This window comes from Bradyrhizobium sp. SZCCHNR3119 (assembly GCF_032487775.1).
In the GTDB taxonomy this organism is placed as follows: Bacteria; Pseudomonadota; Alphaproteobacteria; order Rhizobiales; family Xanthobacteraceae; genus Bradyrhizobium.
In genome coordinates this window covers 3,454,569-3,467,332 of sequence record NZ_JAUEUV010000001.1, presented here as the reverse complement: position 1 = coordinate 3,467,332, position 12,764 = coordinate 3,454,569, and the positions used below count along the sequence as shown (strand labels likewise).

9 protein-coding genes are annotated in these 12,764 nt (G+C 64.9%); all 9 read right to left on the bottom strand.

Going from position 1 to position 12,764, the window contains the following annotated elements; translation table 11 throughout:
* Nucleotides 1–110: 110 nt before the first annotated feature.
* The 9 genes from QX034_RS16120 to QX034_RS16080 all read right to left on the bottom strand — a co-directional run bounded on the left by QX034_RS16120 (nt 111) and on the right by QX034_RS16080 (nt 12,741).
* Nucleotides 111–1,700 (bottom strand): glycosyltransferase family 87 protein, encoded by a 1,590-nt coding sequence (locus QX034_RS16120; protein WP_316184574.1) that lies wholly within the window; start codon nt 1,698–1,700, stop codon nt 111–113.
* A 150-nt stretch (nt 1,701–1,850) separates the two neighbouring features.
* Nucleotides 1,851–2,525, bottom strand: coding sequence for a TetR/AcrR family transcriptional regulator (locus tag QX034_RS16115; protein WP_315701579.1), 675 nt, complete (start codon nt 2,523–2,525; stop codon nt 1,851–1,853).
* 171 nt (nt 2,526–2,696) lie between these two features.
* Entirely contained in the window at nt 2,697–3,926 is a 1,230-nt protein-coding gene (locus QX034_RS16110) for a glycosyltransferase family 87 protein (protein ID WP_316195564.1), read from the bottom strand.
* Nucleotides 3,927–4,113: 187 nt separating this feature from the next.
* A complete protein-coding gene (gene ftsH / locus QX034_RS16105; protein WP_315701583.1) occupies nt 4,114–6,036 on the bottom strand; it encodes an ATP-dependent zinc metalloprotease FtsH in 1,923 nt (640 codons plus the stop codon).
* Between the two features lie 238 nt (nt 6,037–6,274).
* On the bottom strand, nt 6,275–7,408 hold the full coding sequence (tilS, locus tag QX034_RS16100; RefSeq protein WP_315742517.1) for a tRNA lysidine(34) synthetase TilS: 1,134 nt from the start codon (nt 7,406–7,408) through the stop codon (nt 6,275–6,277).
* An 89-nt stretch (nt 7,409–7,497) separates the two neighbouring features.
* Nucleotides 7,498–8,541 (bottom strand): tol-pal system protein YbgF, encoded by a 1,044-nt coding sequence (gene ybgF / locus QX034_RS16095; protein WP_316188773.1) that lies wholly within the window; start codon nt 8,539–8,541, stop codon nt 7,498–7,500.
* 171 nt (nt 8,542–8,712) lie between these two features.
* The gene (gene pal / locus QX034_RS16090) at nt 8,713–9,204 is read right to left on the bottom strand and encodes a peptidoglycan-associated lipoprotein Pal (RefSeq protein WP_315701587.1); all 492 of its coding nucleotides are present in this window, start codon (nt 9,202–9,204) and stop codon (nt 8,713–8,715) included.
* A gap of 328 nt (nt 9,205–9,532) precedes the next feature.
* Entirely contained in the window at nt 9,533–10,258 is a 726-nt protein-coding gene (locus QX034_RS16085) for an N-acyl amino acid synthase FeeM domain-containing protein (protein WP_315742515.1), read from the bottom strand.
* Nucleotides 10,259–10,404: 146 nt separating this feature from the next.
* On the bottom strand, nt 10,405–12,741 hold the full coding sequence (locus tag QX034_RS16080; RefSeq protein WP_316188774.1) for a putative bifunctional diguanylate cyclase/phosphodiesterase: 2,337 nt from the start codon (nt 12,739–12,741) through the stop codon (nt 10,405–10,407).
* Nucleotides 12,742–12,764: the final 23 nt, after the last annotated feature.

Here is a 12,764-nt window from a genome sequence, read left to right as displayed (position 1 = left end):
CGCAGCCTAGATGATCATGATGCGATTAGAAGGAATCGCATCATGATCTAGTCTCTCTTATTGAGCATGATCTTTTCTGAAAACCGGTTTCCACTTTTCCGGATCATGCTCTAATTCGAATCGCGGCCGGTTCGATCGAGTTCGGCCGCCGATGCCGACGACGCACGCGAGATCACCGGACACGCCTCGATGTCGCTGCCGTCCACGGCAGCGATCCGCTCGCAAGCCCTCCCGGGGTCACGCTCAAGACCATAGGCATCCAGCGCCGCGAGCCGGGGCGGATTGTCCGCCGGGCTCGTCGCGAAATACAGCGCCCAGATCCCGCCGGGCAGCGGCTCGGCCAGCCCGGCGCGGACGCGGCGTTCCAGCACGCCGCCGGGCACCAAGGGCAGCACAATCTCGGAGAGCTGATAGGCGCGCGAACCGGCAGGAAGCTGGGACACGATATAGCCCAGCGGCTTGTGCAGGAGCAGAAAGGTCGCCGGCTTCTGCAATGCGGCCGCAAGCTGCGGGCGATATGGATCCGACCATGGCCGCCGCATCCAATCGGTCGGCTGCGACCACAGCGCGACCGCAAGCACGGCCGTCATGGTGAGGAGATGACATGCGCGCAAAGCCGCGCCCTGTTCGAACGAGAGCGACGGCCGCCCTGCCGCCGCGAGCCGCGTGAGCAGCAGCACGATCAGCGGCGCTGACAGCAGCTCGAGCGGAATCAGATAGCGCTGGATCGAGAAGGCCAGCATCCACAGCGCGTAGCTCACCCAGAATAACAGCAGGAACTGTCTGTCGCGCGCTTGCAAGAGCTCACGCCGGCGCCATGCGCCGACGGCGATCGTCGCAAGCAGCAGTACAACAACGACGGCGAAGCGCGGATCGCGAAACGGCCACTCCGAGGAGGGATGCCGTCCGACCAGCCAATCGAAGGGATAGGCGAGAGCTTCGATCAGACCATGTGGCATGAAGCGCGTGTCGATGATCGAGACCGGCGGTGCCTCCGGCGAGCGGAAGATCGCGTTGTAGAACGGAAACAGCGGGCTGCCGAAGTCGCGCCACATCTTGAGCGCCCAGGCGCCACCGGTCGCAAGTCCCCCCACAGCACTGCCCGCGCCGAAATGGAGCATCGCGACAAGCGGGCGCGGCGCAAGCAACAAGCAAACGCCGGCGCCGATCAGGAAGGTCGCATTGGTCAGCTTCAATCCGGTCGCCGCGCCGATCAGTAGCCCGGCCAGCAAAATACGCCGGCCGTCCTGTTCGCTGTCCGCAAAGATCAGCGCGACGCCGGCAAGGATCGGCATGGCCGTGAGGATATCGGCGAAGCTGGTGCCGACCTCCGACAAGGTCATCGGCCCGCATGCGGCGATCAGCACGGCGGCGAGCAGCGCCGGCACGCGTGCATCCTTCTCCAGCATCACCCGCGTGACCCAACACACCAGCGCAAGATTGAGCCCGTGCAGCGCGCCGAGTGCAACGCCCCACCACGGCGCGGCGAGGCCGTGGCGCAGCAGATAAGGCAGCACATGGACCAGCGGATTGAGAAAGCTCTGGAAGCCGCCCGGCATGACGTCGACATCGAAGCGGCCGTGCAGCAACGCGAAGCCGGCATAGTCGTGATAGTTCTGCCAGTCCCAATTGATATCTTCGCCGGCGAAATAGGCGTAGATCGCGCCGGCCGCGCTTGCGGCGGCGATCACCAGCGGCATAACTACTTGTTTGCGTGAGATGAACATCCCGGCAGAAGCGCCCGCGTGAGCGATGCGGCCGCCGTTCGCGGGCGCATCCTGGAAGCCTCCCGCAACATGACCTTCGCGCGTGAATCCTTGCTTAAGCCGGATTGAGGCGCGTGGTCGCGCTCAGGCGCCGACCAGGGTCTTCACCGGCAGCACGGCCTGCACCACCAGGCCGCGGGCGCGGGCATCCATCACGCCGACCGCGCGCAGCGCCAGCAGCGTGACCGCCTGCACCGTATCGCGCAGCTTGATGGGATCGTCGAGATTCTCCGGGGCCAGCGGCCCGACCAGCGCCTCGTGCAGCGCGCCCAGCAGCGCGGTCGCAGCCAGCTGAGTGTCTTGCGCCGGCAGGTGGCCGGCGCGAACCGCAGCTTCGATCCGGGTGCCGATCTCGCTCGCGATCTCAAGCCGGCTTGCGATGCGGGACGCCGTGACATCGACATCGACCGGCTCGGCGAGAATGCCCCAGGCGAGCTTGCGCTGCGATAGGACATGAACCGCCACCGTCGAGATGGCGGCTGCCAGCGCCGAGGATGGTCCCGGCGCCGCATCGGCGGCGCGCCGGATCGCCGCAAGCTCGTCGCGGGACACCTCGGCGATCAATTCGGAGATCAGATCTGCCTTGGAAGGAAAGTAGCGGTACACCGTTCCGGCGGCGACGTTGGCTTTCACCGCGACCGGCGCGATCTGCACCGCCGCCATGCCGCCTTCGGCGGCGGCCTCGCGTGCAGCAGCCAGGATCGCGCTGCGCCGCGCGGCCAGCCGCTTCACCACCTGATGGGTTCGCCGATAGACCATGGCGCGTCTCTCATCCCACCCACCGTCCCGGCCGAGCCGCGACGAATAGGAATTCACTGTTTTTGGAGGCAAGCCCCGTTATGCGTCAGGAAGAACTGAACAACTATTCAGAGCGGATGACAAGCCGGAAATGGGCTGACTCGGACGAAGGTCTGATCTGCCGGAATGGCCTCACGCCGCCGCGAGCGCGTGCGCAGCGCGCGCCGGCTCGCGCCGCCACCACGGCCCCGCCCGGAGCAGCACCAGACTGCCGACAATGAGATTGGCGGCAAGACCCACCGGAACTCCGAACAGGATGAAGGCGATCAGAAGCAGCGCGGCGCAACCGAGCGCGGGCAGTTCATAGGGACGGAAGCCGTCCTTCAGCCCGATCCTCACCAGGAACGCCACCGCGATCGCCAGCACCATCATGTCATACAGAAACAGATACGGCGTGGTGAGCAGGGTCCCCACCGCCAGGGCTGCGGCTTTCAGGCTGTAGCGCACCGGGCTGCGCCATATCGCGACCAGGACCACCACGACCGCCGCGGTCAGCACCCATTGGAACGCCCAGCCCAGCGCCTCGGTGCCGCCGAAATAGCGGACCAGCGAGAAGATGCTCTGCAGCTTCCACCAGGTCGCCTTGCCCTCGGTGAGGAAGGCCTGCGAGAAGGTCGGCATCCAATGGAAGAAGGCCTGCCAGCTCTCGACACCAAAAGCGAGCGTGGAGATGCCGGCAAGCACGACGGCGGTGATGGCGGCGGAGACGAAGGTGGGCCAGCGGCCGGTTGCGATCAGCACGATCGGAAACAGGAAACCATATTGCGGCTTGTAGGTGAGAAGGCCGAGGCAGATGCCGGCGAGCACCGGCCGCACGGGTAAGAGGTAGAGCGTGCCGCCGACCAGGGCGGCAGTCAGAAACCCGTTCTGCCCGACGATCGTATTCGAGAACACGATCGGAAAGCCGGCCGCAAGCACGAAGCCGAAGGCGCGGCCCACGATCGCGCGCATCACCACCAGATAGGGTACGAAGCTTGCGCAGACCCAGCCGATGAAGGCGATCGAATAGGAAAACTGCGCCAGGAACGCCGCCACGAACAGGAACGGCGGCGGATAGTGCCAGGCAAAATAGCCGCCGGGCCAATCCTGCTTGAGCACATCGAGTTCGACGGCGCGCTGGACGTCCCAGTCCCAGGCCAGCGCCGGATGGCCCTGCAGCGCGAGCTTGCCCGCCGCCCAGACATTGACGAAATCGGTCGGAATGCCCAGGCCGTGCGCGTCCCAGATCCACCCACCGCAAAGATAGGCCGCCGGGAAAAACGAGGCGTTGATCCAGGCCAGCACGAAGCAGACGGCAAACAGGCCGCCCGGAACGAGGCTCGCCTGCGGCTCGAGCCGCGAAGCGCGGAAGCTGTTGGCCATCTAATCCTCGTGCGGACTGAGAATGATGCTCGCACCGAGGAGCAATAAGTGAAGACCGCTTGAGGAAGGCTTAAACAGGCTCAAGGTCCGCGGGGCCCTCTTCCCCCTGACAAAGAAAGCGGTCGGTCGCCAAAATAGGAAAAGCCCAGCTCATCGCCGGGCTTTTCGTCAACGCGGATAGATTTGCTCAGGCCTGCGGCTGCGGCTCCAGGCCGGGATCCGGATCGGGGCGCGGCCGCGGCTTGCCGGCCGGCGGCACGGCGGAGGCTCGCGGCGTCGACGGCTCGACCACGGACTCGCGGTTGGGCTTCTTGCCCTTCAGCAGGTCGTTGATCTCCTCGCCGGTCAGCGTCTCATATTCGAGCAGCGCCTGGGCGATCGCCTCCCACTGCTCGCGCTTCTCGGTGATGATGCGGCGCGCCTCCTGTTCGCCGGCCTCGATCAGCCCGCGAATCTCGGAGTCGATCAGCTTGGCGGTGTCGTCGGAGATGTTGGTGCTGCGCGCCACCGAATGGCCGAGGAAGACCTCCTGCTCATTGCTCTGGTAACGCACGCGGCCGAGCTTGTCCGACATGCCCCATTCCATCACCATCGCGCGGGCGAGGTTGGTGGCCTGCTGGATGTCGCCGGTGGCGCCGTTGGTCACCTTTTCCGGACCGAACTTCTGCACCTCGGCCTCGCGGCCGCCGAACGCCATCGCCAGCTTGGAGACGCACCATTCGCGGGTATGCGAGTGACGGTCGGCCTCCGGCAACGACTGCACCATGCCGAGCGCACGGCCGCGCGGAATGATCGTGGCCTTGTGGATCGGATCATGGCTCGGCACGTTGAGCGCGACGATGGCGTGGCCCGCCTCGTGATAGGCGGTCAGCAGCTTGTCCTCCTCGGTCATCACCATGGAGCGGCGCTCGGCGCCCATCATCACCTTGTCCTTGGCCTCTTCGAACTCGGCCTGAGTCACCATGCGCTTGTTACGGCGCGCGGCGGTCAGGGCGGCCTCGTTGACGAGGTTCATCAGGTCGGCGCCGGAGAAGCCGGGCGTGCCGCGGGCAATGGTCTTCAGGTTGACATCGGGCGCCAGCGGCACCTTGCGGACGTGGACCTTGAGGATCTGCTCGCGGCCGATGATGTCGGGGTTCGACACCACGACCTGGCGGTCGAAGCGGCCGGGGCGCATCAAGGCGGGATCGAGCACGTCGGGCCGGTTGGTGGCCGCGATCAGGATTACGCCCTCATTGGCTTCGAAGCCGTCCATCTCGACCAGCAGCTGGTTCAGCGTCTGCTCGCGCTCATCATTGCCGCCGCCGAGGCCGGCGCCACGATGACGGCCGACCGCGTCGATCTCGTCGATGAAGATGATGCAGGGCGCGTTCTTCTTGGCCTGCTCGAACATGTCGCGGACGCGGCTGGCGCCGACACCGACGAACATCTCGACGAAGTCCGAACCCGAAATGGTGAAGAACGGCACGTTCGCTTCACCTGCGACCGCACGCGCTATCAAGGTCTTGCCGGTGCCGGGAGGACCGACCAGCAGCACGCCGCGCGGAATGCGGCCGCCAAGGCGCTGGAATTTGCCGGGATCGCGCAGGAATTCGACGATCTCCTGCAGGTCCTGCTTGGCCTCGTCGACGCCGGCGACGTCTTCGAAGGTGACGCGGCCATGCGCTTCAGTCAGCATCTTCGCGCGCGACTTGCCGAAGCCCATCGCCTTGCCGGCGCCGCCCTGCATCTGCCGCGACAGGAAGATCCAGACGCCGATCAGCGCGATGAACGGCAGCCAGGACACGAGCAGCGACACGAACCACGGCACGTTGTCGCCCGGCGGCTTCGCCGTGATCTGAACCTTGGCGTCGTACAGCCGCTTGACCAGGTTCGGGTCGCTCGGCGCATAGGTCTGGAACGAGGTATTGTTGGTGAAGGTGCCGTGAATCTCCGGCCCCTGGATCACGACGTCGCGGACATGGCCCTGATCCACTTCGGTCAGCAGCTGCGAGAACGAAATATCGGTCGAGGACGCGCGCTGGCTTGGATTTTGGAACAGCGTGAAGAGTGCCAACAGCAACAGAACAATAATGACCCAAAGGGCGAAGTTGCGCAGATTGGCGTTCATCGATTTTCCTTCGTGGTCGCGCGGATCGCGGCCGTCTGTCCTTTGGATTGATCCCGGACTTATCCCTAGGTAGCCACGAGGGAATCCCCCGGTCGACCGTCGTTTAATCTAGGTGCCACTCGCGACAATGCCAAGGGAACCACGCAGGACTATTTACCGCATCTATCGCCGATTCCTGCTCGAAAAATGACGCAGGAAAACCGCGTCATCGCAGGTGGTTAAGGGTCCGCGAAGGCCGCTAGCCACCGCCTCGGCGGCGGGCTGGCGCCGGCTCGATGCGGACCTGTCCTTTGGTTACGCTTACCAATGCACCGGCAAGGGTTTGTTTTAGCCTGTCTGGCGTGGCTGCGCCACCTCCGGCGATCCCCGCAAGAGTCCGGTCCAACTTCGCGAGCAGGACCTCGGCCTTGCCGAGTTCCACCGGCCCCTCGGAGCCGTAGCGATCGATCGCGCGCATCAGGAGCCGCAGCCGAACTTCCTCCGGCAGCCGCGCGAATGCCTGGAGATCGAAGGCTTGGCCATTCACCAGGCCCTTCACTTGGCGGTTCGGGAGCGGATTGCGCCCGGCGCGCAGCCCCCCTGATTCGATGTGGCCGGTCAGAGCAAGATAGCGTTCGGCGCCGTCGGCCAGCACCTCGATCGCCGCATTGGCCCGGGCAAACCGGGCCGCGAGCCGCGCCAAATTGCGTGCATCGCCGCCTTCGGCTGCGAGCGCCGGCATCAGCGCACGCAGCCGCGGCCGGGTGAATGCCGGATCGATATTGGTTGGATCCTCGACGAAATCGATGTTGGCCGCCCGCAGCGTTGCGACGAGCTGCGCCTTGGCGATGCCGAGCAGCGGGCGCGCCAACAGCAGTCCCTCCCGCTCGCTGATAGCGGCCATGGCCGCCAGGCCGGCGACGCCGCTGCCGCGCAACAGTCTCATCAAGAGCGTTTCGGCCTGATCGTCCCTGGTATGGGCCGTGACGATATGGCTTGCGCCGGCCGTGCGCGCCGCCTGCGCCAGCAATCGGTAGCGCGCCGCCCGCGCGGCTTCAGGCACCCCGGAGGCAGGCTTGTCGCCGCGCCAGCGCAAGGTCCGGTGCGGCAGATCGAGGGTACGCGCCACTCGCTTGACCTCACGCGCTTCGCGGGCGGCTTCAGGCCGCAGGGCGTGGTCGATCGTCACCGCGATCAGCCGCGGGCCGCGCGCCAGCGATTGCCGCCAGCGTGCCGCAAGCCACATCAGCGCCATCGAATCGGGACCGCCGGAAACCGCAAGCGCCAGCCCCGGCGCGTCGACAAAAGCCGCGAACAGCCGTTCGGCCTCCGCGGCCGTGACGGGACGACCATCGTCTGAGGCGTCGGTCTGCGCTGTCTTCTGCCGTGCCATGCCCGGCAGATTAGGCGCGGGAGCTGCAAACCACAAACTCAGCCGTCGTCCCGGCGAACGCCGCCAGCGCGCCTACGCGCGAGCTGTCTTCAGCACTTCACCTTCTTCTGCTCGCGATCGACCGCAGCCTTCACGCCGGCGGACGCCCGCGGATATTTGCGGGTCACCTCGCCGAAGGCCGCGCAGGCGGCCTCCTTCTCCTTCAGCGCGGCCAGCGACTGGCCGAGCCTGAGCAACGCATCCGGCGCCTTCCCCGATTTCTCATATTTCGTAGTCACCGCCAGGAAGACCTCCGCGGCATCTCGATATTGCTGCCGCTGGAAGAAGCTCTCGCCGAGCCAATATTGCGAATCGCCGACCATCGGATCGTTCGGATATTTCTGGCCGAAATTGCGCATGGTCTGCTCTGCCAACGCATAGTCCTTGCGCTGCATATAACCGATGCCGAGGTCGTATTCGTCGCGCGGCGACTGCGTCGGCGGCGCGGTGTCGAGACCGCCCGCTCTTGGACCGGGCGCGGCGGCCGGCGCCGCGCCTTGCGGATAGCGGCCCGGGGTGTTGGCGAGGTCCATCGGCTCGCCGACCGGGCGTCCGGAGGGCGCGCCGCCGCCGGGTTGGATCGGCAACTGACCGCCGCCGAGCGCCTGCGGTGCGCCTGGCGCACCGGGATTTTGGCCCGGATCGAACGCGTCGCCGCGTCGCCGCCCGCCTCCGTTCGCAGCCGAATCCTGCGCGATCGGCGCAGGCGCAGTACCTTGCGGTTGGCCATAACCAGGCTGCTGGGAATAGGTCTGCGGCTGGCCGCCATATTGCGGTTGGGCCGGCTGGGCATAGGCCGGCTGCGCTGGCTGACCATAAGCGGGGCTCGGCTGTGCCGACGCCGCCGACGCGCCGGGCGCTCCCGGCACCCCACCCTGGAGCTGCCGCAGCCGCTCCTCCAGCTGGCGATTACGATACTGCAGTTCCTCGTTCTGACCCGTGAGCTGCCGCAGCTGATTCTCCAGCCGCTCGATGCGAACCTCCGGATCTTCATCGGCCTGCGCGAAGGCCTGCGACGGCAATAGCTGCGACGATAGCATCACAAATGCAGCGACCGCTGCAGCTGCGCTTCCTTGAAGAGTTTTCGATGACATGTTGCCCTGACGACCGGATCGGCGCCACCAGAACGCGCCCGTTTGCGCGAGGCACTTACTGCAAAAATGGCTTTCAGACAAATGACGTTCGAGCGAAAAACACGCCCCGCAACGAACTAAGCCGGCGTCCACAGCAGACGCCGGCTTGCATTCTCGGAATGTCGTTCAGGCTTATGAACTGGCGTTCAGGACCGTGACGGCGCGGCGGTTCTGCGACCAGCAGGAGATGTCGTTGCAGACCGCGACCGGGCGCTCCTTGCCATAGGAGATCGTGCGCATGCGGCTCGGGTCAATGCCGCGCGAGGCGAGATAGTTGCGGACCGACTGGGCGCGGCGGGCGCCGAGCGCAATGTTGTATTCGCGGGTACCGCGTTCGTCGGCATGACCTTCGATCGTGAACGAATAGCGCGAATAGGTCTGCAGCCATTGCGCCTGCTTGTCGAGGGTCGCGGTCGCCTGCGGCGTGAGGTCCGTCTGGTCGCTCTCGAAGAACACGCGGTCGCCGACGTTCACGACGAAGTCCTGCTGGCTGCCCGGGGTCGCGGCACTCGCCATGGCGTCGGCACCGCCGAGATTCTTGTTGGCGCACGCGCCCATCGACAGTGCGACCGCGAGCACGGCGGCCAGCTTCAATCCCTGGAGGATACGCATCTGATATTTCATTCCGGAGCCTCCACGCTCACGTTCTAGACTGTCGTCCGGTCTACAGGGCGATGGTTAAGCGAACGTTCCGTCAACCTTGACGAGGTCTTGCCGGACTGGGTCAAAAGCCAAGGAACCGCCAAAAGCGACTGCGTTGGTTAATGCGTTGTAAATGTGGCGCCAGGGTGAAGGCAAGAGTCCGGCAGCCGGAAATGCGGACGTTCCAGTCGGGATTTCCGCAACAAAACGCGGCCCGGCGACGGATCTGGCGTTCCGCCGCTTATATTGGTGCCCTTTTGGTGGGCATTTTGAGCATGCAGCCCAAAGAACCGGACCGATGGCGCGCCGGTCAGCCCGCAATCGCGGCCGGGCGAATCCTGAACGAACGGGCAAAAGCGTCATCGCCCGAGCGCTCGAACAGCACGCGCCGCTCGAACGCGCTCGATCGCATGAAGGGGAAACGCTGAAAAACCCGCTCCCGGATCGAGGGATAGTGCGCGGCGACCAATCCGACGGGCTTGGTCAGGCCGGAATAGAGTCGCGGCTCGCCCCAAGGCTCCTGGAGAAACACTTTGCGATAGAACGCCCGATGCTCGGGTCGGACATTGGCAAGGCCGATGTCGGCGTTGAAGTGGGCGCAGGCGACATAGCCGAGACGCACCGTGACGTAGGGCAGAGCCGGAAAACGGCGTGCCTTCTCGTGGTCTGCGACGAATCGCGTCGGATCGATGATCACCTTGCCGCGATCGAGCTCCGGATAGATCAGGTCGGAGAACATGCCGGCCGAGAGGGAGTCGCGCCAGTCCGGGGTCAGAACGCTGATGCGAATCGAGCTGTACAGTTCATCGTCGACGTAGACCCCAAAGATGAAGCTGTTCGGAAGATCGTCGTACTCGTCCGTGACGCGCCCGCTCTCGGACGGCAGGATCGCCCCTTCACGCAGATAGGCATTATAGCGGAGGCGGTAAATTCGATCCTTGTCTTCCGGGGTTACAGCCAGTCGGTAATCGACGTTCTCGAGCGGATCCGCCTTCCGTTCCAGAGCATCAGCGGCAGCTCCAGCCGCAGACTTCATAGGAAACCTCTTTACACCACAAACTCTTACGCGAACCGAAAGAAGCTTAACGGCTCGTTAACGGGGATGCAAAGATTTCAGGGATGTAGAGTTAATGGAGTGCAGGTCTTGCGCAATACAACCGATGTGATTGGTGCCTTTGAGTCTCAGCCGAGGGAGCGGCCGCCGACGGCGAGGAAAGGATCGCTGTCCGATTGGCGGCCATGCGAAGCGTTGAGGAGCTGGCGGATGCGCATGGCCGGCACGGGCCGGCTGAACAGATAGCCCTGCGCCTCGCTCACGGTACCGTCGACGCTGATGAGTTCGAGCTGCTCGTTGGTCTCGATCCCTTCGACCACCACCGACATGCCGAGATCGGCTGATAGCCGCGCCACCCCGCGCAACAAGGTCAGCGGCCGATCGCTGTCGATGCCTTCGAGGAAGGAGCGATCGATCTTGACCTTCTGCAGTGGGAAGTTGTGCAGATAGCTCAGGCTGGAATAGCCGGTGCCAAAATCGTCGAGCGAAATCCGAACGCCGATCGCATGCAGCTGGGAGAGCACGTCGTGGGTCAGCTGCGTGTTGCGCAGCAATGATGACTCGGTGATCTCGATTTCCAGGCGATGCGGCGGCAGGCCCGAGATCTCCAGCGCGTAGCGCACCTCGCTCAGCACATCGCGCTGGTGAAACTGCTGCGGCGAGAAATTGACCGCGACGCTGACCGTTTCCGGCCATTTCACGCATTCCAGACACGCCTTGCGCAAGATCCAGCGTCCGAGATCGACGATCAGCCCCATGTCCTCGGCGACCGGAATGATGTCGACCGGGGAGACGGTGCCACGCACCGGATGATTCCAGCGCAGCAGCGCTTCGCAGGTCGAGATCTTGCCGGACTTGAGACTGACGAGCGGCTGGTAGAACAGCTCGAACTCCTCGTTGGCCAGCGCCTTGCGCAGGTCGAGCTCGAGCGTGCGCCGCGCTTCCACCGTCTGGGCCAGTTCGTCGCGGAAGAAACAGAAAGTGCCGCGCCCATCGGCCTTGGCGCGATACAGCGCCATGTCGGCGTTCTTCAACAGCGTATCCGCGCTGATGCCCGGCGTCGTCATCGCGATGCCGATGCTGGCACCGATCTCGACCAGGTGATTGTCGATCTTGTAGCGCTCGCTCAAATGGTCGACGATGCGCCGCGCCAAGGTCGCGGCATCGTCGTTGGAACGGATGTTGCGCTGGAACACGACGAATTCGTCGCCGCCGAAGCGGGCGACGAAATCCTCAGGCCGCAGCATGTCGCGCAGCCGCTGCGACACCGCACACAGCAGCTGGTCGCCGCACGGATGCCCGAGCGTGTCGTTGACCTGTTTGAACTGGTCCAGATCGACGAACAACAGCGCCGAGAGCTGGCCGTCCTGCTGGCGAATGGTGAGCAGACGCTCGATCTCGTCGCGGAAACTGACGCGGTTCGGCAACGCAGTCAGTTCGTCGTACCGCGCCAGATGGGTGATCCGCGCTTCGGCCTGGCGGCGCTCCGTCACGTCTTCGAGCAACACCACGGCGCCGCCGCCGTCCATCGGCTGGAAGGTCCAGGACAGCGAGCGGTTGCGTCTGCCGTCCGAATCGGTGGTGACGATGTTGTGGGCCTTGGTGTGCTCGATCTGCGCCAGAATGATCGTGCCGTTGACCGCCGAGATCGAGCCGGCGCTGACGCACGCTCCGACGATGTCGGAGGCGCTGGCGCCGCTGTGGATGATATCGTCCGGCAGGGCCGCCATCTGGCAGAAGCGGTAGTTCATGACGGCGAGCCGGCCATCGGCGCCGAACATGCACAGGCCGTGCGGCATGTTGTTGAGCGCCGTATCGAACTGGTTGGCCAGCGCCGTCTCGCCCTCCCGGGCGACGAAGGCCTGCACGAACATCTTCTGCAGATTGGTCGAGATATGCTTCAGCGAGAGGAAGAACAGCACGCAGAACACGGCCATGCCCAGGTAGTATGGGCTGCCGTCCAGCATCAGCGCGACAGTCAGCGGTCCACAGGCCAGCAGGATCTGGACATGGAATATCCAGGGGCGTCCATAGGTCCGGCCGGCGCCGGCGGACATGTAGCAGAGGGTGACGGTAATCGCGATCAAATGGACCACGGGGTCGCGACTGTCGAGCACCGCTGCCAGGCTCCACACCCCGAGCACCAATGCGTAGGCCATCGCGCCGATCTGGTAGCGCATTTCCCAGCGCGCGGTTGCGGATTGCGACAGCTGATTGGCGTCGCGCAGCCGCCGGTAATGGCGCATGTCGAGCGAGCGCAACGCGCCGACGATGATCAGCAGAGCGGCACACGGCCAGAGATAAGGGTCGCCGCTCTTGACGGCGGTCATGATGGCCGCAATCGCAGCGCAGAGCGCGCCGGCGAACATCGGACCGGGGTCCTGGAACAGAGAATCGATCAGCGCCGCGTGAATCGCGGGCGACATCCTCTGGTCCGCATATCCGTTCTGACTTGCAAGCTGCATTCGGCCGCGCGTGTCCCGTTCGC

Coding starts and splice junctions, on each gene's coding strand:
- QX034_RS16120 (WP_316184574.1), bottom strand. CDS start 1,700: ATGCCGCTGGTGATCGCCGCCGCAAGCGCGGCCGGCGCGATCTACGCC.
- QX034_RS16115 (WP_315701579.1), bottom strand. CDS start 2,525: ATGGTCTATCGGCGAACCCATCAGGTGGTGAAGCGGCTGGCCGCGCGG.
- QX034_RS16110 (WP_316195564.1), bottom strand. CDS start 3,926: ATGGCCAACAGCTTCCGCGCTTCGCGGCTCGAGCCGCAGGCGAGCCTC.
- ftsH (WP_315701583.1), bottom strand. CDS start 6,036: ATGAACGCCAATCTGCGCAACTTCGCCCTTTGGGTCATTATTGTTCTG.
- tilS (WP_315742517.1), bottom strand. CDS start 7,408: ATGGCACGGCAGAAGACAGCGCAGACCGACGCCTCAGACGATGGTCGT.
- ybgF (WP_316188773.1), bottom strand. CDS start 8,541: ATGTCATCGAAAACTCTTCAAGGAAGCGCAGCTGCAGCGGTCGCTGCA.
- pal (WP_315701587.1), bottom strand. CDS start 9,204: ATGAAATATCAGATGCGTATCCTCCAGGGATTGAAGCTGGCCGCCGTG.
- QX034_RS16085 (WP_315742515.1), bottom strand. CDS start 10,258: ATGAAGTCTGCGGCTGGAGCTGCCGCTGATGCTCTGGAACGGAAGGCG.
- QX034_RS16080 (WP_316188774.1), bottom strand. CDS start 12,741: ATGCAGCTTGCAAGTCAGAACGGATATGCGGACCAGAGGATGTCGCCC.